The following is a 21279-nucleotide window of genomic DNA, read 5'->3' on the forward strand; positions in this document are numbered from 1 at the left end:
TGCCTCTCTGGCAGGCGGCCTAGCCCGCGACCGCCCGCCGTTCACCCGCAAATGACGCCGCGGCAATTACCGCGGTTGCCCGACCGTCCTGAGCGGCTGAATGCGCGTCAGCTTACGCCCGATCCGGCTGGAATGGTGGACTTTATCAAATTCGAGTGACCAGTGGTCATAAAAATTCAGACCGAACTTGAATGTAAAATTCGTGTACAAAATGATTCGCGCGACCCAATTAATTGACGCGATGCCGCGGCCGACCGCTAGCGCCACACCTGAGGCCGCACACCGAGGATCCTCGCCCGAACCCACCACATGGTCTCGATTACGGCGGCGCCCATCACTCCGACCGCCAGCGCGACCGACGTCACCCACAGATTCGACGGATCCAGGAAGAACTTCTGCTGCGTCCACGGCAGGCTGAAGATCAGCACATATGCCAACGCGGAGGCGACGACCAGCGCCAACCGCCACCACTCATACGGGCGCGCCGCAACGGCGAGCACCCACACCGCGGTCACCAGCAGGGTGATCAGCGCCGCGGTGGACGCCTGGTCCTGCTGCACCGAGGTGGCGTGGCGGCCGTGATAAGCGGTCAAGTAGGTCGCGAACGTCGCGACGCCGACGATCAGTCCGGCGGGCAGTGCGGACGTCAGCACCCGCCGCACAAAACCCGGATACGCGCGCTCGTTATTGGGCGCCAACGACAAAATAAATGACGGGATTCCGATCGTGAACCAAGCCGCAATGGTGACGTGGATCGGCTGAAACGGATAGAGCAACGGCTCAGCCCCTAATGGCTTGGCGAGCAAACACTCCATTCCCACCAGCAACGCCAGCAACGCGGAGTAGACCGTCTTGGTCAGGAAGAGGGTGGCGACCCGCTCGATATTGCCGATCACTCGCCGGCCTTCGCCCACCACATACGGCAGTGTGGCAAACCTGTTGTCCAGCAACACGATTTGTGCCACCGCCCGGGATGCCGGACTACCCGCGCCCATTGCCACGCCGATGTCGGCGTCTTTGAGGGCCAGTACGTCGTTGACGCCGTCTCCGGTCATCGCCACGGTATGCCCGTGTGATTGCAGGGCGTGGACGATGGCGCGCTTCTGGTCCGGGCGCACCCGGCCGAATGTGTTGTGCGAGTCGAGCGCGTCAGCGAGCTCCGCTTCATCGGCGGGCAGCCGGCGTGCGTCCATCGCGTGGCTGCGCAGACCGAGCTGGTCGGCCACCGCTCCGACCGAGACCGCGTTGTCTCCGGAGATCACCTTCACCGACACATCCTGAGCGGCAAAGTATTCCAGCGTCTCGCGGGCATCGGGACGCACCCTCTGCTCCAGCACCACCAGGGCCGTCGGCGTCACGGTTCCCGGGGCGTCCGGGTCGTCTACCGGGACGTCCGCGGATCCCAACAACAGGACCCGCAGGCCCTGGGCGCCGAACCGATCGGCCTGCTCGGCCGCCGCCGACTGCGGGTCGAGCAGGACATCAGGCGCACCGATAACCCAGTTGCCGTGCTCGCCGAACGACACGCCGCTCCACTTGGTCGCCGACTTGAAAGGCGCTGTCGCGGTGGGGGTCCAGCCGGGCGCGGTCTGATAGGCCTCGGAGATGGCCAGCATGCTGGCATTCGGGCGCTCGTCGGCCGCGGCGACCGCGGCGAGCACCTCCCCGACGCTCTCGCCTCCGGCGTCGAGTTCCCGGACTTCCGACACCCGCATCCCGGTTTCGGTCAACGTGCCCGTCTTGTCCGCACAGACCACGTCGACCCGAGCCAATCCCTCGATGGCCGGCAGTTCCTGCACGAGGCATTGCCGCCGGCCCAGACGTACCACGCCGACGGCGAACGCGATCGACGTCATCAACACCAGGCCTTCGGGCACCATCGGCACCAGGGCACCCACCATGGCAAGCACCGACTCGCGCCACCCCACGTTGGTGGTGAACAGCTGGGTGTAGATGGTCAGCAATCCCACCGGGATCAGCAGGTAGGTGATGAACTGCAGGATTCGGTTAATACCATTGCGCAGTTCCGATTTCACCAAGGTGAACTTGCTGGCTTCGGCGGCCAGTTTGGCCGCGTAGGCATCGCCGCCCACCTTCGTAGCCCGGTAGGCACCGGCGCCCGCGACCACGAAGCTGCCCGACATCACTTTGTCGCCAACATCTTTGGCGATCGGATCGGCTTCGCCCGTCAGCAGTGATTCGTCGATCTCGAGGTTGCGCTCCTCGACGACCTCGCCGTCAACCACGATCTGATCGCCGGGGCCCAGTTCGATGATGTCGTCGAGCACCACCTCTCCTGGTGCCAGGGTGACCGTACCGGATTGCCTGCGCACCATGGGTTTTGCCTGGCCGACGATCGCCAGCCGGTCCAATGTCTGCTTGGCCCGGATCTCCTGGACCATGCCGATGACGCTGTTGGCGACGATCAGCATGCCGAACAGCCCGTTGATCAGGGATCCGGTGAGTAGCACGATGCCGAACAGCACGCCGAGGATCGCGTTGATCCGGGTGAAGACATTGGCCCGGACGATGTGAGCGATGCTGCGGGTGGCACGCTCGGGAACGCTGTTGGTCTTACCGTCGGCAACCCGCTGCGCCACTTCCGCATCGGTCAGGCCGCGGGCCGTCATCGCGTGAAGGTCCCCAGGCCGCTGGAATCGAAGTATTCGATTTTCAGGGCATTGCCGGTGAAGACCGCCGTGGAAATCGAACCGGGCAAGGCGTTTTCGGTGGCTAGCGGAAAGGTGAAGGTGTCGCCGTCCCAGTGCGCCAGGTCGAACGTCTGGTTCTTCGGGCCGAGCGAAAGCTGCAGTTGGCCGTCGTGGTCGGTGACGGTGGCCGGTCCCCAGTAGTCGTTGTTGTAGACGCCGGCGTAGTCGCTAGCCGGTCGGGCCGGTACGGGGCTGACCGGCGGTTGCTTGCCGACGAGCGTGCCGTCGGGGTTGTTCATCGGCGCAAGTTGCTGCCGGTACAGATTCGCCCAGTCCTCACGCACCTGGCCGTACTGCACCAGATCCATGAACTCGGCGTTCATCGCCTCCGGTACCCCGTACGGCGCCGCGTTGGTCAGGGCGATGATGCCGATGTCCTCCGACGGCATGACGGCGAAATTCGTTGCGGCGCCCAGCCCGAAGGCACCCGAGTGGCTGTACATCGTGCGGCCTGATGAGGTCACCGAGGTGTTGAACCCGTGGCCGTAGGTGCCGGCTCGTGCGTTCGGGTTGCGGGCAGCGGTCGAGATGACCTGCGGGGTGATGGCGGGGAGCAGCGCTTCCGGTGAGGTGATGCGCTGACCGTTATAGGTGCCGTTGGCCATCACCATGGTCAGCCAGCGCGCCATGTCGTTGACCGACGAACTCACCCCGCCGGCCGGCGTCTGGGGATCGGGATCGCGCTGAAATCGCGCTTCCCACTTGTCGCCCGTCTTGATGTGGTTGACCGCATGGTTGGGCCTGGCCAGGAAATCGGCGAATTTCGAACTGGTCGACGTCATCCCCAGTGGGCGGTACAGCACCTCGTCGGACAGGTCCTCCCAGGGCTTGCCGGCTGCCGCGGCGACCGCCTCGGCCGCTGTCGTCACTCCGAAGTTGGTGTAGGCGTAGCTGATTCGAAACGGCGCGAGCGGCAGGTACTTCAGCCGATCCAGCACCTGCTGCCGGTCGTAGCCCAGGTCTTCGAGCGCGTCGCCGGCGTGATCGGGCAGACCCGAGCGGTGCGAGTACAGGTCGGCGACGCTGACGTGCGTGGTGACGTAGGGATCGATGAGGGTGAAGCCCGGCAGCTTCGTCGCCACCGGCGTGTCCCAGGTGATGGCGCCTTCGGTCACCTCATGTGCCACCACGGTCGCTCCGACCGACTTGGACACCGACGCCAGCTGAAACACGGTGTCGGCGTTGACCTTGTTGTCCGGGCCATCTCCCTTACCGGCGTCCTTGACGCCGAAGCCCTTAGCGTACAACGTCTTTCCACCGTGTACGATCGCCACGGCCATACCCGGGATACCGGAATTCTTCATCAGCTCGGCCACCAGCCCGTCGACCTTGGCGACGGCTTCGTCGATGCGCCCGGCGGGAATCTGCACTCCCGACACTTCGTTAGGCGGGAGTTGCGCAGGTGACGAGGAAGGGGCCGCGACCGGCCGGGATGACCCGCAACCGGTCAGGGCGAGCAGCACCATCGATAGTGCGGCTGCCGCCGCGCGTTTCGTCATGGCCGCACTTTAGCCCGGTGACAGGCCCGGGCAATCGAAACCAGCCGGGCATCATCAACTCAGAGCCGCCACCACGGGTTGAATCGCAACGGGCTGATCGTGTCGATGCGCTGACCGGGCAGCGGCACCGCCACCTGAACACCGTCTGGCTCGGCAGCCTTGAGTACCCTCTCGACCGGCTCCGCCCACGGGTGCGGCGCCAGGCGGAAGGTGCCCCAGTGGATGGGGATCAGCAACCCCGAACCCGAGTCGGTGATGTCCAGGTGTCCGCGGACCGCCTCCTCGGGATTCATGTGGATGTCGGGCCACGCCGTGTTGTACGCGCCGATCGGCATCAACGTCAGGTCGAACGGCCCATGGTCCGCACCGATCTCAGCGAAGCTCTTCGTGTAGCCGGTGTCGCCGCCGAAGTAGGCGCGGTGGCGGGGGCCGATGAACGCCCACGACGCCCACAACGTGTTGTTGCGGGTGAAGAACCGTCCCGAAAAGTGCCGGGCCGGCATGCAAACGATCGTCAGCTCGTCGACCTGCGCGCTCTGGTTCCAGTCCAGTTCGACGATCCGCTGCTCGAGGATTCCCCACGACCGCAGGTGCGCTCCCACCCCTAGTGGCACGAAGAACGGAGCCCGTTGCGTGCGGGCCAGCGCCCGCACGGTGTCGATGTCGAGGTGGTCGTAGTGGTCGTGGCTGATGACCACGGCGTCCACCGCCGGCAGCCCCTCCAGCAGGACGGGCGGCGGATGCAACCGCTGCGGGCCCACGATGTCCGACGGCGAGCAGCGGTCACTCCACACCGGATCAGTGAGCACGCGATAGCCGTCGACCTCCACCAGCGCCGTCGAGTGCCCGAACCAGCTCACCGCCAGCTCCGCCGGCTCACCCTGGTAGATGGATGGCGAGGCCAACGGAATCGGTTTCGCGGGCAGGCTGGCGCCGCGGTTTCCGATCAACTCCCACGCGATCTGCCGCATCTCCTCGCGGTTCATCACGTACAGCGACGACGGGTCGAGGTTGACGAAGACACCGTCGCGGTAGTTCGGCGAACCCGCGGAGACCGCCTCGATCGCCGACGGGTCGGCGCCCAGCGCGGACGGCGCGCCGTGCAGTGCCCGCAACAGCCAGCCACCCGCCGCCAACGAAGCGGTACCACCAGCCAGTCGCAGCGCCCGGCGCATCATGACGGTTACGCCCCCTGAAAGTTCGGCGGCCGCTTCTCGATCCGAGCGACCTGCGCCTCGATCACATCTTGGCTGCCCCAGGCCTTATCGAACAGGTCTTTGTGCTCGGGCATGGGTTCTTCGATCGAGCCGTCGTCGTTGAGTACCCGCTTCGCGTGCTGGATAGCCAGCGGCGCCAGACCGGAGATCTCCGCGGCCCATTCCTGCGCATCGGCCAGGGTGCCGATCCGGTTGGCCATGCCGGTCTGCAGCGCCACATCGGCTGTCAGCTTCTCGGCGGTCAGCAGCATGGCCCGGGCCCGTCCGTGACCGACCAGCGACGAGAGCCGGCGGATGCTCCAGTTGTCCAGGGCCAGGCCGTATTTCGAAGTGGGGAACTGAAAGAAGGCGTCCGGGGCGACGACCCGCAGGTCGCACTGCATGGCCAGCTGCAGGCCCGCGCCGATGGCCGGTCCGTTGATGGCGCCGATGACGGGGACCGGCACCGCGTCCATCACGCGGTGCAGCTCGACCAGGCGGTCGGGGTAATCGGCGGCGAAGGCGTCTCCGGACAGGTCAGCGCCGGCGCAGAACGCCGTGCCCTGGCCGGTCAGCACAACGACCCGGGTCTCTGCCCCGTCGGCCTTCAGGAGAGCTTCCCGCAGCTCCTCGACGAGCTGGGAGTTCAGGGCATTGCGTCGCTCGGGCCGCTGTAACTCGATGGTCGTGACGGCTTCGGTCTGGGTGATACCGATCATGGGGGCCAGGATATATAGCCTCGTCCCTGTGAGCCGGATCACGATCGACCAGCTGCGCGACGCGGTGCTCGACGAAGGCTCGTTCGTCAGCTGGGACGTCGACCCCCTACCAGTACCGATGTCCAGCGGTTATGCGCGCGAGCTGGCCGACGCGCGCACCGCCAGCGGCCGCGACGAATCGGTGTCGACGGGCGAGGGCCGGGTCTTCGGACGGCGGGTGGCGGTGGCGGTCTGCGACTTCACGTTCCTGGCCGGCTCGATCGGCGTGGCCGCGGCCGAACGGGTCACCGCTGCGGTGGAGCGCGCGACGGCCGAACGGCTGCCGCTGCTGGCGTCGCCGTGCTCCGGCGGTACCCGCATGCAAGAGGGCACGGTCGCGTTCCTGCAGATGGTCAAGATTGCCGCGGCTGTCAAACTGCACCGGCAGGCCCACCTCCCCTACCTGGTCTACCTGCGCAATCCGACCACGGGAGGGGTCTTTGCGTCCTGGGGTTCGCTGGGCCACGTCACCGTTGCCGAGCCCGGCGCCCTGATCGGATTCCTGGGTCCCCGGGTGTACGAATTGCTGTACGACCAGCCATTTCCGGCGGGCGTGCAAACTGCGGAGAATCTGCAGCGCCATGGGGTGATCGACGGCGTCGTCGCGCTGGACGACCTGCGCGCGACGCTGCACCGGGCGCTGACCGTCATCGCGGACACCCCCGAACCGCCACCTCCCCGCGCACGTCCGGAGCCGATTCCCGACGTGCCCGCCTGGGACTCGGTGTTGGCGTCGCGCCGCGCCGATCGCCCCGACGCCCGCTACCTGCTGCGCCATGGCGCCACCGATCGGGTGCTGCTGTCGGGCACCGGCCAGGGCGAGGCGGCGACCACGCTGCTGGCACTGGCCCGCTTCGGCGGACAGCCCGTCGTCGTCCTCGGCCAGCGCAGGATGGAAAGTGGCGGGGGAAACATCGTGGGGCCTGGTTCGCTGCGTGAGGCCCGCCGCGGCATGGCGTTGGCCGCCGAACTTCGCCTGACGCTGGTGCTGGTGATCGACACTGCCGGTCCGGCACTGTCGGCCGAAGCCGAGCAGGGTGGGCTGGCCGGTCAGATCGCCCAGTGCCTGGCCGAGCTCGTCACGCTGGACACGCCGACGGTGTCGGTGTTGCTGGGCCAGGGCAGCGGCGGGCCGGCGCTGGCGATGGTGCCCGCCGACCGGGTGCTTGCTGCCCTACACGGCTGGTTGGCGCCCCTGCCGCCGGAAGGGGCCAGTGCTATCGTCTTCCGCGACACCGGCCACGCAGCCGAACTTGCTGCGGCACAGGGCATTCGATCGGCTGATCTGCTGGCGTCGGGCATCGTCGACGCTATCGTTCCCGAGCATCCCGATGCCGCCGACGAGCCGGTTGAATTTGCCCGACGGCTGTCGGCGGCCATCGCCACCGAGGTCCACGCGCTGCGCGAGATACCCGGTCCGCAGCGTCTGGCCGCTCGCTTGCGGCGCTACCGCCGCATCGGGCTACCCGAGGCTCAGTCGTCCAGATAGCGCTGGATCGTCGGACCGAGCCACCCGACCACCTCGTCGTGGCTCATGTCGACCACCGGCGGCAGCCGTAACACGAAGCGGCACAACGCCAAACCCAGGATCTGAGTGGCGATCAGACCGGCCCGCGCCGCGGCCTGACCGGACGGCGCCCACGACGCCACCAGCGGCTGCAACTGGATGCCGAAAATCTCCCGCATTCGTTGCGCCGCAACCTCGTTCGTCGCGCTGGAGCGCAACAAGATCACCAGGGCGTCGTCGCCACCCTCCCAACGGCGCAGGAAGTGGCCGACCAGCAACTGACCGACGCGATCCCGGTCGGCCGGCGTGAATTCGGGCAGCCGCAGGTCGAATTCGGCTGCGGCGGCGAACAGTTGGTCCTTGGTGCCGAAGTACCGCATCACCATGGCCGGATCAACGCCGGCGTCAGCGGCGATCGCCCGAATGGTGGCGGCCTGAAACCCGGCCGTCCCGAACCGCTCACGTGCCCTGGCCAGGATCAGGGCCTTGGTTTCCGCAGACGACCGCCTCATGTCAACAACTGTAGGCCAACAAGTGTTGACATAACGACCAGGGCACGCGCATGATGGCTATATCAACAGTTGTTGACTTAGCTGGAAAGGAACCACCATGAACGACACCGATGTCCTGATCGTGGGCGCCGGGCCCACCGGTCTCACGCTGGCCACCTCCTTGATCACCCGGGGAGTCGACGCGGTGGTGGTCGACAAACTGCCGTCCGGCGCCAACACTTCCCGCGCCGCGGTGGTCAATGCCCGCAGCCTGGAATTACTGGAAGAACTCGACGTCTCGCCGCGCCTGGTCAGGGCCGGGTTGGCCGCGCCGCGGTTCACCATGCGCCAGGGCTCCCGGGTACTGATCCCAGTCGACTTCAGCGATCTCCCGACGGCCTACCCGTACAGCTTGATGATCTCCCAGGCCGACACCGAGCAGGCGCTGGAGGAGCGATTGAATGAACTGGGCGGCAAAGTGATTCGGCCCCGAACGGTGCGTCACCTGAGCCAGGACGCAACCGGCGTCTCGGTGACCTTCGACGACGGTGACAGCATCCGCGCGGGCTACGTCGTCGGCGCCGACGGCATGCACAGCACCGTTCGCCACGAAGCCGGGATCGGCTTCACCGGCGGCGAATTCGCAGAGTCGTTCGCGCTGGCCGATGTGCGGGGCGCCGGAGACGCACCCACCGACGAGGTGATCCTGTTCTACGGCAACGAGGGATTGACCGTCCTGGCACCGCTGCCCGGTGGCATTTATCGCATCGTGGCGCCAGCACAGCAAGCACCCCCGGTGCCGACGATCGAGTTCGTACAAAATTTGCTGGACAGCCGCGGCTTCGGTCCCGGACGCACGATGGTCACTGAGTTGGTCTGGGGGTCGCGCTTCCGAATCCAGCACCGAGTCGCCGACACCTACCGGGCGGGTCGGTTGCTCTTGGCGGGCGATGCCGCTCACGTGCACAGCCCGGCCGGCGGCCAGGGCATGAACCTGGGCATCAACGACGCCGTCACGTTGGCCGAGGCGCTCACCAAGCCTTCGGACGCCGCGCTCGATGCCTACAGCGCGACCCAGCGAGGACGGGCCCAACAGGTGCTGAAGCTGACCGGACGGCTCACGAAGGTGTCGACGATGCCGCGTCCGCTGCGCCCGGTCCGCAATTCGGCCATGCGTGTTGCCGCGCACGTTCCGGCGGTGCGGCGGCGACTGGCGTGGCGGTTGAGCGGCCTGGTCAACCGGTGACCGTCACCACCGCGATCGCGGCCGCAGCTGCACCGACCACCTCCGCCGCCGCCTAACGGTGATACGTAGATGTATACGATACGTATATATATTTTATGCTACGGTGTATCCGATACCTAGATAAATCTCGTAGAAGGCGCAGGAACGATGACGTCAGTGAGCACCGCGAAGGCGACGCGGGTAACCAAGCGCCGCGCCGAAACCCGCGGACGACTGATTGATGCCGCGATCGACGTCTTTGCCGAGAAGGGGTACGGGCAGGTGACCATCAAAGACGTGTGCACCGCCGCCGGCTATACGCGTGGGGCGTTCTACTCGCAGTTCGAAAGCCTGGAAGAACTGCTGTTCGTCATCTACCACCAGTGGACAGCCCAGATAGCAGAACAAGTGCGCAGCGCCGTGGAGGCCGGCGACCCAGTCCACGATCTGCCCGGAATCATCGCGCGCATCGCGGAGACCCTGCTGCTTGAACGCGAGTGGCTGTTGATCAAGGTCGATCTGTTGGCGGTGGCCGCCCGCAATCCGGAGCTGGCCCAGCGCTGGTCCGTCCACCGCGGAAAACTGCGGATGACCATTGAAGACCTGCTCACCGGCCGGGGCATCGGGTCGCACGAGTCGATCGGCAGCGCGGGTGAGACGGCCCAAGCCATCATCGCCCTCTATGACGGCCTGGCCACCCAGCTGCTGCTGGAAAACGATGACGGTGCCGCTCGCTCCCGACTCATTCAGCTGCTCAATGTGTTGCTGATGCCCGACGGAACCGGTCACTGATCACGCGACAGACTCAGGTCCGCGACATTCACCCCCAATGTGGCACGTCACGTATCCGATGTGGCAATGTATCGGCTACAGAGGGAATAGGGGGTGCACACATGCCGACTGCAACCACCGCAGCGAAGCCACCACGCGTCACCAAGCGCCGCGCCGAAACCCGTGCCCGACTCATGGAGGCGGCGTTCCGGGTGTTCGCCGAAAAGGGCTACGGCCACGTGACCATCGAGGACGTCTGCGAAGCCGCCGGCTACACCCGGGGCGCGTTCTATTCGCAGTTCGAGAGCCTGGAAGAGTTGTTCTTCCTCCTGTACGACGAGTGGGCCGGCCGCACCGCGGAGCAGGTACGCGCCGCGATGGAGGGTGCCGATGCGGTTGTCGACCTGCCCGGAGTTGTGGAGCGGATCGTCGACACGCTGCTCCTCGAACGCGACTGGCTGCTGATCAAATTCGACTTCCTGCTGTATTCCGCCCGCAACCCCGAGCTCGCCCACCGCTGGGAAGTCCACCGAGCGCAGCTGCGCAAAGTGATCGAGGAACGACTGATCGCCAGCGGCATCGGCTTCCACAAGGCGATCGACAACGTGACCGACACGGCCCGCGCCATCATCGCGGCCTACGACGGGGTCAGTGTCCAGCTGCTGCTCGACAGCGACCAGGCCGCGGCACGCGCCTGGCTCACTCAACTGATGAACGTCGTGCTGACTCGCGACTGACCGTCCGTAACGCCCCTTCCGATGCGTACTTGCATATGATACATTCATGTATCTAATGTGTTGGTGAGTCTGTTGGCGCACAGAAGGGCTGTCTCATGGACGCTGATGTCATCGTTGTCGGTGCGGGTCTGGCCGGGCTGGTCGCTACCCACGAACTGACCCGCCGCGGCAAGAAGGTCGCGGTGGTCGATCAGGAGAACGAGGCCAATCTCGGCGGGCAGGCCTTTTGGTCTTTCGGCGGCCTCTTTCTGGTCGATACCCCCGAGCAGCGGGTGCTGGGGATCAAAGACTCTCTCGAGCTGGCCTGGAATGACTGGTCCGGCAGCGCGGCATTCGATCGCCTCGACGATGAGGACGTGTGGGCGGCCAAATGGGCCCGTTCTTACGTGGAGTTCGCCGCCGGCGAGAAGCGGTCCTACCTGACCGACCTCGGCATCAGGTTCATGCCGACAGTGGGGTGGGCCGAGCGAGGTGACCTGCGTGCCGACGGGCACGGCAACTCGGTGCCGCGCTTCCACGTTGCGTGGGGAACGGGCACCGGAGTGGTTGAGCCCTTTGTGAATTCGGCCCTGGATGCCGCACAGGACAATCAGGTGACGTTCCACCACCGCCACCGCGTGGATGAATTGGTGTTCACCGACGGCGCGGTCACCGGCATCAAAGGGACGGTGCTGGCGCCCGACGATGCGGTGCGGGGCGCCCCGTCCAACCGCGACGCGGTCGGCGAATTCGAGTTGTCGGCCCAGGCCGTGATCATCACTACCGGCGGGATCGGCGGCAATCACGAGATGGTGCGGCGGTACTGGCCGGATCGGATGGGCACCCCGCCGTCGTCCATGATCACCGGCGTCCCCGAATATGTCGACGGGCGCATGCTCGACATCGCCCACGACAGCGGGGTCCGTCTGGTCAACCGCGACCGCATGTGGCACTACACCGAGGGCGTCAAGAACTGGGACCCGATCTGGCCCAAGCACGCCATCCGCATCATCCCCGGCCCGTCGTCCATGTGGTTCGACGCGCTGGGCCGCCGGCTGCCGGCGCCGTTCCTGCCCGGCTACGACACCCTGGGCACGCTGAAGTATCTGCGCACCAACCCCGAGATCGCGAAGTACGACTACTCCTGGTACGTGCTGACCCAAAAGATCATCAAGAAGGAGTTCGCCCTGTCGGGGTCGGAACAGAATCCCGACATCACCGGCAAGAGCCTGATGAAAGTCCTGCAGCAGCGCATCTTCAACAAAGACGCGACGGGTCCGGTCGAGGCGTTCAAGGCGCGCGGCGCCGACTTCGTGATCGCGGACAACCTCGAAGACCTCGTCGCAAAGATGAACGCCCTGACCGACGAACCCCTGCTGGACCCGGCCGGAATCCGTGCCCAGATCGAGTCCCGCGATCTGCAGGTCGCCAACCCGTTCTGCAAGGACGTTCAGGTGCAGGGCATCCGCAATGCCCGGCGCGCGCTGGGCGATCGACTGGGCCGGGTTGCGGCGCCGCACCGCATTCTGGACCCCAAAGCCGGACCGCTGATCGCGGCCAAACTGCACATCCTGACGCGAAAGACGTTGGGCGGCATACAGACTGACTTGTCCTCCCGCGCCATGGGCAACGACGGCCAAACCATCCCGGGCCTGTACGCGGCCGGGGAGGTCGCCGGATTCGGCGGCGGTGGCGTGCACGGATACAACGCGCTGGAGGGGACGTTACTGGGCGGTTGCATCTTCTCCGGTCGGGCCGCCGGCCGCGGCGCCGCGGACGACCTCTGACCCTCGCGAGCGCCTCCCACCGCCGTAGCGCTCAATCAGGCAAGATAGGCGCATGGACACTGGTGTGAACTCACCTCGGGTCTTGGTGGTCGATGACGACTCCGATGTGCTCGCCTCCCTGGAACGCGGTCTGCGGCTGTCCGGATTCGAGGTGTCCACCGCGGTCGACGGTGCCGAGGCCCTGCGCAGCGCCACCGAGACCCGGCCTGACGCGATCGTGCTCGACATCAATATGCCCGTGCTGGACGGTGTCAGCGTGGTGACGGCGCTGCGAGCCATGGACAACGACGTGCCGGTCTGTGTGCTGAGTGCCCGCAGCTCGGTCGACGACCGGGTTGCGGGGCTCGAAGCCGGCGCCGACGACTACCTGGTCAAGCCTTTCGTGCTGGCCGAACTGGTGGCGCGGGTGCGCGCCCTGCTGCGCCGGCGCGGCGCCACCGCCTCGACGTCCTCGGAAACCATCACGGTGGGTCCGCTGGAAGTGGACATCCCCGGCCGGCGCGCCCGTGTCAACGGCGTCGACGTGGACCTGACCAAGCGGGAGTTCGACCTGCTCGCCGTGCTCGCTGAGCACAAGACGGCGGTGTTGTCCCGCGCGCAACTGCTCGAACTGGTGTGGGGCTACGACTTCGCCGCCGACACCAACGTCGTCGACGTCTTCATCGGGTACCTGCGGCGCAAGCTGGAGGCCAACGGCGGCCCCCGGCTCCTGCACACCGTCCGTGGAGTCGGTTTCGTGCTCAGGATGCAATGAGCGCGGTAGGTGCCCGATGGTGGCAGTGAACATCCTGTCGCGAATCTTCGCCCGCACACCTTCGCTGCGGACTCGGGTGGTGGTCGCGACGGTGATCGGGGCTGCCATTCCGGTGCTGATCGTCGGCGCGGTGGTCTGGGTGGGCATCACCAAGGACCGCAAGGAAAGGCTGGACCGCCGCCTGGACGAAGCGGCCGGATTCGCAATCCCGTTCGTGCCCCGCGGGCTGGACGAGATACCGCGATCCCCCAATGACCAGGACGCGCTGATCACCGTGCGCCGGGGCAGCGTGATCAAGTCGAACTCCGACATCAATCTGCCGAAGTTGCAGGCCGACTACGCCGACACGTTCATCCACGGGGTGCGCTACCGGGTGCGCACGGTCGAGATCCCGGGCCCGGAGCCGACCTCGGTCGCGGTCGCCGCGACGTATGACGCCACCTACGCCGAAACCAACAATCTGCATCGACGGGTGCTGTTGATCTGTACCTTGGCCATCGGTGCGGCGGCCGTATTCGCTTGGCTGCTGGCCGCTTTCGCGGTGCGACCGTTCAAACAACTCGCCGAGCAGACTCGGTCGATCGATGCGGGTGACGAGGCCCCGAGGGTTGAAGTGCACGGTGCGAGCGAAGCCGTGGAGATCGCCGAAGCCATGCGGGGGATGCTGCAGCGCATCTGGAACGAGCAGAACCGGACCCAGGAGGCGCTGGCCTCGGCTCGCGACTTCGCGGCGGTGTCCTCCCACGAACTGCGTACCCCGCTGACTGCGATGCGGACCAACCTCGAGGTGCTGGCCACCCTCGATCTGCCCGACGACCAACGCAAAGAAGTGCTCAGCGACGTGATCCGCACCCAGTCGCGGATCGAGGCCACGCTGAGCGCACTCGAGCGATTGGCACAGGGCGAACTGTCCACCTCGGATGATCACGTGCCGGTCGACATCACCGACCTGCTGGACCGCGCCGCCCACGACGCCACCCGCATCTACCCCGATCTCGATGTCTCCCTGGTGCCCTCGCCGACGTGCATCATCGTCGGGATGCCGGCCGGGTTGCGGCTGGCCGTCGACAACGCCATCGCCAACGCCGTCAAACACGGCGGCGCCACCCATGTCCAACTGTCCGCGGTCAGCTCGCGGGCCGGAGTCGAGATCGCCATTGATGACGACGGCAGTGGGGTGCCGGAGCAAGAGCGCCAGGTGGTGTTCGAGCGGTTCTCCCGGGGCTCGACGGCGTCGCATTCGGGCTCGGGCCTCGGGCTGGCTCTGGTCGCGCAGCAGGCACACCTGCACGGCGGAACGGCGTCGCTGGAAAGCAGTCCGCTGGGTGGGGCACGCCTGGTGCTGCGTCTTCCCGGACCGAGCTAGCAGCTAGCTTTTAAGCGCGCTGTTGCGCCACGGCGTGAAGAACGCCCGGGCGGCGAATTCCTGGTCCTGGAACCAGACCTGGGCCTCGGTGTCCTCGTAGCACTCGTCGTCCGGCGTGTAGAACAGCCGGGAATCCATGCGCCCCTTGATTGTCCAACCTTCCGGTCCGCTGCCGTCGAGGTTGGCGCGCATGGACCCCGGGCCGTAGGGCGCGTACGGCATCAGTGGCAGCACGATGGTCTCCGCCTCGCTGCCGACTGGAATCTTCTCCGTCACAGCATCTTTCGGAACGGGCCGGCGCCTGGGCGCGGCACCTTTCGGCCTCGCTTTCTTGGCGGCGGCAGTCTTCTTCACCGGCCTCTTGCGTGCGACCGGAATCCGCTCCGTCGCAGGGTCTTTGGCAACGGGGATTCGTTCCGTCACCGCGTCGCCGGAGGTGCGCTTTCTCGGCGGCGCCTTGGAGACGGCCTTCTTCTTCGCCGGCCCTGGTTTGGCTTTGGCGACCGGTAGTTTTTTCGTTGGCGCTTCGGCCGCAGGGGTTTTCATCGCCGGCTCGGGCTTGGGGCGCGGTCTGGGTTCAGCAGGAGGTCTGGGTTCAGGGAGAGGTCTGGGTTCAGCGAGAACCCAGGCCGGCATCTGGGCTCGGGCGGGCCGGGCCATCAGCGTGAACGTCAACACCATGCCCAGTCCGAACGACACGGCGACCATCCACCAGTGCACGTGGGCGATCACCGCTTGACTCCGATTCCCGGCCATTGGGACGGGGGACCCGGCCATTGGGGCTGCCGCAGTTCGGGCTCGGGCTCCTCGGACTCGTCTCTCTCGACAGCGCCGGGGCCTGGCCATTGCGAGGCGGGCCCCGGCCAATGTGACTGCGACAGCTCGGGTTCTGGTTCCGACGACTCGGCACCCTGGGGCTCGGGCTCAGGTTCCGGTTCGGGCTCAGGGTCCGGTTCGGGCTCGGGTTCCGGTTCGGGCTGGGGTTCTTCGGCAACCGGCTGCACAGTCTCCCGCTCAGTCGTCTGCGTACCGGGCCACTGCGACGCGGGTCCCGGCCACTGCGGCTGCGACAACGCCGGCTCGGGGTCGGACGACTCAGCAACCTCGGGTTCGGGTTCGGGTTCAGGCTCGGGCTCGGGTCCGGGTTCTGGCTCGGGGACTTCGGCAACCGGCTCGACAATCTCCGGCTCGACAATCTGCGGGCCTGGCCACTGCGGCTGCGATACCTCGGGTTGCGACGCCTCGGCAACTTCGGGCTCTGGTTCGGGCTCTGGTTCTGGTTCGGGAACTTCGGCAACCATCTCCGGCTCGACGATCTCCGGCTCGACGATCTGCGGGCCGGGCCACTGCGGCTGCGATGTCCCAGGTTCTTCTGACGCCCCGGCGGCCTCGGCCTCCGGTTCTGGGTCGGCGACCGGCTCCGCAATCTCCTCGATGTTCTCGGGTTCCGATGCCACGGCAACCGCGGCCTCGAGCTCGGGTTCGGGTTCGGGTTCCGGTTCAGAGGCAACCTCTGCGACCGGCTCCGCTATCTCCGGCTCATCCGTCTGCGGTTCGGGCGGCAGCGGCGACTCAGAGTCGGATTCAGGCGCCTCGGCTTCGAGTTCCGGCTCTGGCTCTTCCTCGGCTTCGAGTTCTGGCTCTGCGGCTTCGGCGATCGGCTCCTCGACCGCCGGGTCGGCGGGCGCACTCTCCGCCACCTCGGCAACCTCGGACTCCGGCGCCACGGACTCCACGGGCTCGGGCTCGGCCACGGACTCCACGGACTCCGGCTCCGGCTCGGTCTCGGGCTCCGGCTCCGGATCCGGCTCGGACTCGGGCTCGGACTCCGATGCCTCAGCAACCTCAGCCGCCGGCTGAACCGACTCCGGCCACAGCAGCTGCTCGAATGTCTCGGCCGCCTCACCGTCAGCAGCCGCCTCAGCCGAGGCCACCGCGGCCCCGGTCCACGACGGCTGCGACAACTCGCCGTCAGCCACGGCCTCAGCTGTTGCCCGCGGGTCGGCAACCTCGGGCACCGGTCCCGAAACAGGCTCGGGCACAACTTCTTTCGGAGTCCGCACCGGTTTATCGGCCTTGATCAGCAACGAGGCGATCCCGTAGGCGACGGCCGACCCGGCCACAAAAGCAGCCAGGTAGACCAACCACTGGATCAGAAACCCCATGCCTGATTCTCTCCTAGCTGACCACGAGCTCGGCGCGACGGTTCTTCGCACGACCCTCAGCCGTGTCATTACTGGCTATCGGATTCGCCGAGCCAAGACCCTTGGCGGTGACGCGATCGCGCGCGACTCCATTCGCAATGAGGTACTCGGCGACGGCGGTGGCCCGCTGAACGCTCAGCGGAATGTTGATGCCTTCAGCGCTGGCGTTGTCCGTGTATCCATTGACCGTGACGCGTGCGGCCGGGCAGGCCTTGAGTTGATCGGCCACCCGGATCAGGATCTGGTTGTCGTCCGGGGTGAGGCTCACGCCGTCGGCGCCGAAGGCCAGTGGACCTCCCGTCATCTTGTTGAGGACCGCCTGCAGGTCTTTGCACGCCCCAGGCCCGGGAGGGGGAACCGGGGTCGCCGCCTGCGGCGCATTCGGCGTGATCTGGCCCCTGGCCACGATCGTGTTGGCGACGTTGACGCCGGGCCAGGCGCCGACCACTGCACGCTCGACGGCGTCCTTCTGGTCCGGCGATGCGGTGCCGCCCAGCGTGACGGTGTCTTTCTCGATTTTCAGCGTGAAGTCGGGGATTGCCGCGCCCGCGGTGAAGACCGGGTCTGCGTTGGTGAAGTCAAGGGTGTGCACGAGCGGGTCGACATGGATCTGGTCGATGACAGTGACGCCGGGCGGCGTAAGCGCTTTCAGCGACTTCATCAGCGCCGCCTTGGCGTTGTCGTCCGGGAAGTCACCGATCAGCGTGATGTTGTTGCCGCTGCGGCTGATCGTGAGCAGCGACAGAGCCAGGCTCGGGCCGCTGGGGATATTGGTCGAACCGGCCGGCGCAGCCGTGAGTGTCGGCAGATCGCCGGTCGGCCCGTTGACGCCCAGGGGCCGCTCGTACGCGCCGTATCCGATGATGGCCAACAGAAGCGGGATTACCGCGACACCGATCAACCAGGGTCGGCCGGGGCGTTGCCGGCGGAATTTCGGGGTCCGCTCAGCCTGGTCGATGTCACGCGGGGGCGCGGGTGCTTCGTCCACCCCCACCTCTGGACCCACCATCGCTCCTCACTCAACCGCCGTTGTTCGCGCTTCCAGGCGATATGAGCCTACCGAGTCCACATACGATACCGAGGGAACGTGGGGCAGACTGATGCCATGGCCAACGGAAACAACCCGACGGACCGCGACGCCCTGGCACACATCCGTGACCTGGTCGCCCAGGAGAAGGCCCTGCGTGAGCAGGTGCAGCACGGTGAAATCTCGACCGACGAGGAACACGACCGGTTGCGCCGGCTCGAAGTCGAACTCGATCAGTGCTGGGATCTGCTGCGGCAGCGCCGGGCCCTGCGCGAAACCGGCGGCGACCCGCGTGAAGCCGCTGTGCGTCCGGCCGACGAGGTCGAGGGTTACCTCAATTAGCGCGTGCCGATGGCCGACGCCGATTTCGATGTAGTCGTCGTCGGCGGCGGCCACAACGGCCTGGTCGCGGCCGCTTACCTGGCGCGGGCGGGCCTTCGGGTGCGACTGCTCGAACGATTGCCGCACATCGGCGGTGCCACCGTATCTGCCCAGCTCTTCGACGGTGTCGACGTCCGACTGTCGCGCTATTCGTACCTGGTGAGTCTGCTGCCGTCACGCATCGTCGACGACATCGGCGCGGGAGTGCAGCTGGCCGGACGCCCCTACTCGTCGTACACGCCGGACCCGGGAACGTCGGGACGCACCGGCCTGCTGGTGGGGCCGACCGGCAGTTTCGCCGCCATCGGAGCGGCGGGCGACGAGCGCCGATTCGCCGCGTTCTACCGCCGTTGCGGACTGGTCACCGGACGCCTCTGGCCTACCCTGCTGGAACCACTGCGCACCCGGGAGCAGGCCCGCCAGCTCGTCGTGGCCGATGGTGATCCTGATGGCATGGCCGCATGGCGAGCCATGGTCGACGAGCCGATCGGGCACGCCATCACCGACGCCGTGACGAGCGACCTGATTCGTGGCGTCATCGCCACCGACGCGCTGGTCGGTACCTTCGCCCGCCTGGACGACACGTCGCTGCTGCAGAACATCTGCTTCCTGTATCACGTGCTCGGCGGTGGCACCGGCGACTGGAATGTGCCGATCGGCGGCATGGGCGCGGTGTCCGCTGCCCTGGCCGCTGCGGCGAGCCGTCATGGAGCCCAAATAACAACTGACGCTGAGGTTTTGGCCCTGGATCCGGGTGGCGAGGTGCGCTACCGCAGCAACGGGGACGAGCATCGGGTCCGCGGCCGTTTCGTGCTGTCCGGCGTCGGACCCGCGGTGCTGGCCGGTCTGCTGGGTGAAACGGCGCCACCGGTGGCGCCGGGTCCCCAGGTCAAGGTCAACATGGTGCTACGCCGGCTGCCACGCCTGCGCGATCAGGGCGTGAGCCCCGAACAGGCCTTCGGCGGCACGTTCCACGTCAACGAGACGTGGTCGCAACTCGACGCCGGTTACCTGCGGGCCGCGGATGGTCAGTTGCCGGATCCGTTGCCGTGCGAGGCCTACTGCCATTCCCTGACCGATCGGAGCATCGTCTCGCCGCAGCTGCCCGGAGTGCAGACGATGACGGTCTTCGGCTTCCAGGCCCCCGTGTCGGGTTCGCCCGAGCCGGGCCTTTTACGCGAGCAGCTGACCGAAGCGGTGCTGGCGTCGTTGAATTCCGTTCTGGCCGAACCGATTCAGGATGTGCTCCTGCCCGATGCGCACGGACGCCCCTGCCTGGAGACCACCACCACGCTGGATCTGGAGGACCGGCTGGGCATGACGGGGGGCAACATCTTTCACGGCGCGCTCTCGTGGCCGTTCGCAGACGACGACGATCCGCTGGACACACCGGCTCGGCAGTGGGGCGTGGCCACCGCGCACGACCGGATCATGCTGTGTGGTTCGGGCGCCCGACGTGGCGGAGCGGTCTCGGGCATCGGCGGGCACAATGCCGCCATGGCTGTGCTGGCCTCGCTGTAACTGCGAGAATCACACAGCGCTAACTAACTAGCGGCCGTCGATGCCGACGTAGTCGCGCTCGGTGTAGCCGGTGTAGATCTGGCGCGGACGACCGATCTTGCTGTCACCCTCGTCGTGCATCTCGCGCCAGTGCGCGATCCAGCCGGGCAGCCGGCCCAGGGCGAACAGCACGGTGAACATCCGGACCGGGAAGCCCAGGGCCCGGTAGATCAGGCCGGTGTAGAAGTCGACGTTCGGGTAGAGCTTGCGCTCGATGAAGTAGTCATCGGTGAGCGCCGCCTCTTCCAGCTGCTTTGCGATGTCCAGCAACGGGTCGCCGCCGAGCTTGGCCAGAATCTTGTCGGCCTGCTCTTTGACGATCCGGGCACGCGGGTCGTAGTTCTTGTAGACGCGGTGACCGAAGCCCATCAGCTTGACGCCGGCCTCGCGGTTCTTCACCTTGCGGACGAACTCGCCCACGTCGTCGCCGCTCTCACGGATCTGCTCGAGCATCTCGAGCACGGCCTGGTTGGCGCCGCCGTGCAGCGGACCCCACAGGGCGTTGATCCCGCCGGAGATGGACGTGAACAGGTTGGCCTGAGAGGACCCGACCAGCCGCACGGTCGAGGTCGAACAGTTCTGCTCGTGGTCGGCGTGCAGGATCAGCAGCATGTCCAGGGCCCGGACCACCTCGGGGTCGGCCTGGTAGGGCTCGGCGGGCAGCCCGAAGGTCATCCGCAGGAAGTTCTCCACCAACGTCAGCGAGTTGTCCGGGTAGAGGAACGGCTGGCCGACCGACTTCTTGTAGGCGTAGGCGGCGATGGTGGGCAGCTTGGCCAGCAGCCGGATGGTGGACAGCTCGACCTGGGTGTTGTCGGTGGGGTCCAACGAATCCGGGTAGTACGCCGACAGGGCGTTGACGGTGCTGGACAGCACCGGCATCGGGTGGGCGTTGCGCGGAAATCCGTCGAAGAACCGCTTGAGGTCCTCGTGCAGCATGGTGTGCAGCTGGATGCGCTGAGTGAATTCGGCCAGCTGATCGGTGGTGGGCAGCTCGCCGTAGATCAGTAGGTAGGAGACCTCGATGAAGGTGGACTTCTCGGCGAGCTGGTCGATCGGGTACCCGCGGTAGCGCAGGATGCCGGCGTCACCGTCGATGTAGGTGATGGCGCTCTTGCAGGAAGCCGTGTTGACGAAGCCGTTGTCGAAGGTGGTGTGCCCCGTCTTGGACAGCAGCGGACCCAGCGCAATGCCGTCGGCACCTTCGGTTGCATGGACGACCTTCAGGTCGATCTCGCCCCCCGGGTACTTCAGAGTTGCGGTGTCGTCGGTGTCGCCCACGAGAACCCCTTTGCGCTCAGGCTTGATATGGCTGCCCGCCCAAGG

General features: G+C 66.6%; 18 protein-coding genes. 9 read left to right on the top strand and 9 right to left on the bottom strand.

The window, feature by feature from the left end:
- Positions 1-257 precede the first annotated feature (257 nt).
- Genes C0J29_RS25400 through C0J29_RS25415 form a run of 4 tightly spaced genes read right to left on the bottom strand, consistent with a single transcriptional unit; the run spans position 258 to position 6125 of the window.
- A complete protein-coding gene (locus C0J29_RS25400) occupies positions 258-2630 on the bottom strand; it encodes a cation-translocating P-type ATPase (RefSeq protein WP_120793934.1) in 2373 nt (790 codons plus the stop codon).
- Complete coding sequence (locus tag C0J29_RS25405; protein WP_162951550.1) at positions 2627-4210, bottom strand: serine hydrolase; 1584 nt, start codon at positions 4208-4210, stop codon at positions 2627-2629. Before C0J29_RS25405 ends, C0J29_RS25400 begins: the two co-directional genes overlap by 4 nt.
- A 59-nt stretch (positions 4211-4269) precedes the next feature.
- Positions 4270-5388, bottom strand: coding sequence for an MBL fold metallo-hydrolase (locus C0J29_RS25410; protein ID WP_120793935.1), 1119 nt, complete (start codon positions 5386-5388; stop codon positions 4270-4272).
- 5 nt (positions 5389-5393) lie between these two features.
- Entirely contained in the window at positions 5394-6125 is a 732-nt protein-coding gene (locus C0J29_RS25415; RefSeq protein WP_065165561.1) for an enoyl-CoA hydratase, read from the bottom strand.
- 28 nt (positions 6126-6153) lie between these two features.
- Here C0J29_RS25415 and C0J29_RS25420 point away from each other — a divergent pair, with 28 nt between their 5' ends.
- Complete coding sequence (locus tag C0J29_RS25420) at positions 6154-7653, top strand: carboxyl transferase domain-containing protein (RefSeq protein WP_120793936.1); 1500 nt, start codon at positions 6154-6156, stop codon at positions 7651-7653.
- Here the strand turns inward: C0J29_RS25420 and C0J29_RS25425 are convergent.
- Complete coding sequence (locus C0J29_RS25425; RefSeq protein WP_120793937.1) at positions 7638-8183, bottom strand: TetR/AcrR family transcriptional regulator; 546 nt, start codon at positions 8181-8183, stop codon at positions 7638-7640. The genes C0J29_RS25420 and C0J29_RS25425 overlap by 16 nt on opposite strands.
- 97 nt (positions 8184-8280) lie before the next feature.
- Between C0J29_RS25425 and C0J29_RS25430 the strand changes: the two genes are divergently transcribed.
- From C0J29_RS25430 to prrB, 6 genes are all read left to right on the top strand, one after another.
- Positions 8281-9408 carry an FAD-dependent oxidoreductase gene (locus tag C0J29_RS25430; RefSeq protein WP_120793938.1) on the top strand — a complete coding sequence of 376 codons (1128 nt, stop codon included), beginning with the start codon at positions 8281-8283 and terminating at the stop codon, positions 9406-9408.
- A gap of 147 nt (positions 9409-9555) precedes the next feature.
- On the top strand, positions 9556-10179 hold the full coding sequence (locus tag C0J29_RS25435) for a TetR/AcrR family transcriptional regulator (RefSeq protein ID WP_065049826.1): 624 nt from the start codon (positions 9556-9558) through the stop codon (positions 10177-10179).
- Between the two features lie 101 nt (positions 10180-10280).
- Complete coding sequence (locus C0J29_RS25440) at positions 10281-10895, top strand: TetR/AcrR family transcriptional regulator (RefSeq protein WP_065049828.1); 615 nt, start codon at positions 10281-10283, stop codon at positions 10893-10895.
- A gap of 95 nt (positions 10896-10990) precedes the next feature.
- Positions 10991-12661 carry an FAD-binding dehydrogenase gene (locus C0J29_RS25445; RefSeq protein ID WP_120793939.1) on the top strand — a complete coding sequence of 557 codons (1671 nt, stop codon included), beginning with the start codon at positions 10991-10993 and terminating at the stop codon, positions 12659-12661.
- Positions 12662-12713: 52 nt separating this feature from the next.
- Positions 12714-13415, top strand: a complete 702-nt coding sequence (prrA, locus tag C0J29_RS25450) for a two-component system response regulator PrrA (RefSeq protein WP_065049832.1) — start codon at positions 12714-12716, stop codon at positions 13413-13415.
- Between the two features lie 25 nt (positions 13416-13440).
- Positions 13441-14781, top strand: coding sequence for a two-component system sensor histidine kinase PrrB (gene prrB / locus C0J29_RS25455; RefSeq protein ID WP_065049887.1), 1341 nt, complete (start codon positions 13441-13443; stop codon positions 14779-14781).
- A gap of 3 nt (positions 14782-14784) precedes the next feature.
- On the opposite strand, the gene arfC is transcribed toward prrB, so the two are convergent.
- Genes arfC through arfA form a run of 3 tightly spaced genes read right to left on the bottom strand, consistent with a single transcriptional unit; the run spans position 14785 to position 17991 of the window.
- Positions 14785-15513 (bottom strand): channel accessory protein ArfC, sunset domain variant, encoded by a 729-nt coding sequence (gene arfC, locus C0J29_RS32980; RefSeq protein ID WP_162951551.1) that lies wholly within the window; start codon positions 15511-15513, stop codon positions 14785-14787.
- Positions 15510-16946 carry a channel accessory protein ArfB gene (gene arfB, locus C0J29_RS33245; protein ID WP_167482732.1) on the bottom strand — a complete coding sequence of 479 codons (1437 nt, stop codon included), beginning with the start codon at positions 16944-16946 and terminating at the stop codon, positions 15510-15512. The genes arfC and arfB overlap by 4 nt, the downstream gene beginning before the upstream one ends.
- Positions 16947-16959: 13 nt before the next feature.
- Positions 16960-17991: a channel-forming protein ArfA/OmpATb gene (gene arfA / locus C0J29_RS25475; protein WP_242460548.1), complete on the bottom strand. Its 1032-nt coding sequence runs from the start codon at positions 17989-17991 to the stop codon at positions 16960-16962.
- A gap of 99 nt (positions 17992-18090) precedes the next feature.
- Between arfA and C0J29_RS25480 the strand changes: the two genes are divergently transcribed.
- On the top strand, positions 18091-18354 hold the full coding sequence (locus C0J29_RS25480) for a DUF2630 family protein (RefSeq protein WP_120793943.1): 264 nt from the start codon (positions 18091-18093) through the stop codon (positions 18352-18354).
- Between the two features lie 9 nt (positions 18355-18363).
- The gene (locus C0J29_RS25485) at positions 18364-19914 is read left to right on the top strand and encodes a phytoene desaturase family protein (RefSeq protein WP_371872463.1); all 1551 of its coding nucleotides are present in this window, start codon (positions 18364-18366) and stop codon (positions 19912-19914) included.
- 27 nt (positions 19915-19941) lie between these two features.
- Here C0J29_RS25485 and C0J29_RS25490 read toward each other — a convergent pair whose 3' ends face one another.
- Positions 19942-21234: a citrate synthase gene (locus tag C0J29_RS25490; protein ID WP_065049844.1), complete on the bottom strand. Its 1293-nt coding sequence runs from the start codon at positions 21232-21234 to the stop codon at positions 19942-19944.
- Positions 21235-21279: the final 45 nt, after the last annotated feature.

The sequence above is a fragment of the Mycobacterium paragordonae genome (genome assembly GCF_003614435.1).
Taxonomy (GTDB): domain Bacteria; phylum Actinomycetota; class Actinomycetes; order Mycobacteriales; family Mycobacteriaceae; genus Mycobacterium; species Mycobacterium paragordonae.

Excerpts from the sequence above, each read along its gene's own strand:
- arfB (WP_167482732.1), bottom strand. The coding sequence starts at position 16,946 with ATGGGGTTTCTGATCCAGTGGTTGGTCTACCTGGCTGCTTTTGTGGCC.
- C0J29_RS25445 (WP_120793939.1), top strand. The coding sequence starts at position 10,991 with ATGGACGCTGATGTCATCGTTGTCGGTGCGGGTCTGGCCGGGCTGGTC.
- prrA (WP_065049832.1), top strand. The coding sequence starts at position 12,714 with ATGGACACTGGTGTGAACTCACCTCGGGTCTTGGTGGTCGATGACGAC.
- C0J29_RS25480 (WP_120793943.1), top strand. The coding sequence starts at position 18,091 with ATGGCCAACGGAAACAACCCGACGGACCGCGACGCCCTGGCACACATC.
- C0J29_RS25415 (WP_065165561.1), bottom strand. The coding sequence starts at position 6,125 with ATGATCGGTATCACCCAGACCGAAGCCGTCACGACCATCGAGTTACAG.
- C0J29_RS25410 (WP_120793935.1), bottom strand. The coding sequence starts at position 5,388 with ATGATGCGCCGGGCGCTGCGACTGGCTGGTGGTACCGCTTCGTTGGCG.
- C0J29_RS25435 (WP_065049826.1), top strand. The coding sequence starts at position 9,556 with ATGACGTCAGTGAGCACCGCGAAGGCGACGCGGGTAACCAAGCGCCGC.
- C0J29_RS25425 (WP_120793937.1), bottom strand. The coding sequence starts at position 8,183 with ATGAGGCGGTCGTCTGCGGAAACCAAGGCCCTGATCCTGGCCAGGGCA.
- C0J29_RS25485 (WP_371872463.1), top strand. The coding sequence starts at position 18,364 with ATGGCCGACGCCGATTTCGATGTAGTCGTCGTCGGCGGCGGCCACAAC.
- C0J29_RS25400 (WP_120793934.1), bottom strand. The coding sequence starts at position 2,630 with ATGACGGCCCGCGGCCTGACCGATGCGGAAGTGGCGCAGCGGGTTGCC.
- C0J29_RS25440 (WP_065049828.1), top strand. The coding sequence starts at position 10,281 with ATGCCGACTGCAACCACCGCAGCGAAGCCACCACGCGTCACCAAGCGC.
- C0J29_RS25405 (WP_162951550.1), bottom strand. The coding sequence starts at position 4,210 with ATGACGAAACGCGCGGCGGCAGCCGCACTATCGATGGTGCTGCTCGCC.
- C0J29_RS25430 (WP_120793938.1), top strand. The coding sequence starts at position 8,281 with ATGAACGACACCGATGTCCTGATCGTGGGCGCCGGGCCCACCGGTCTC.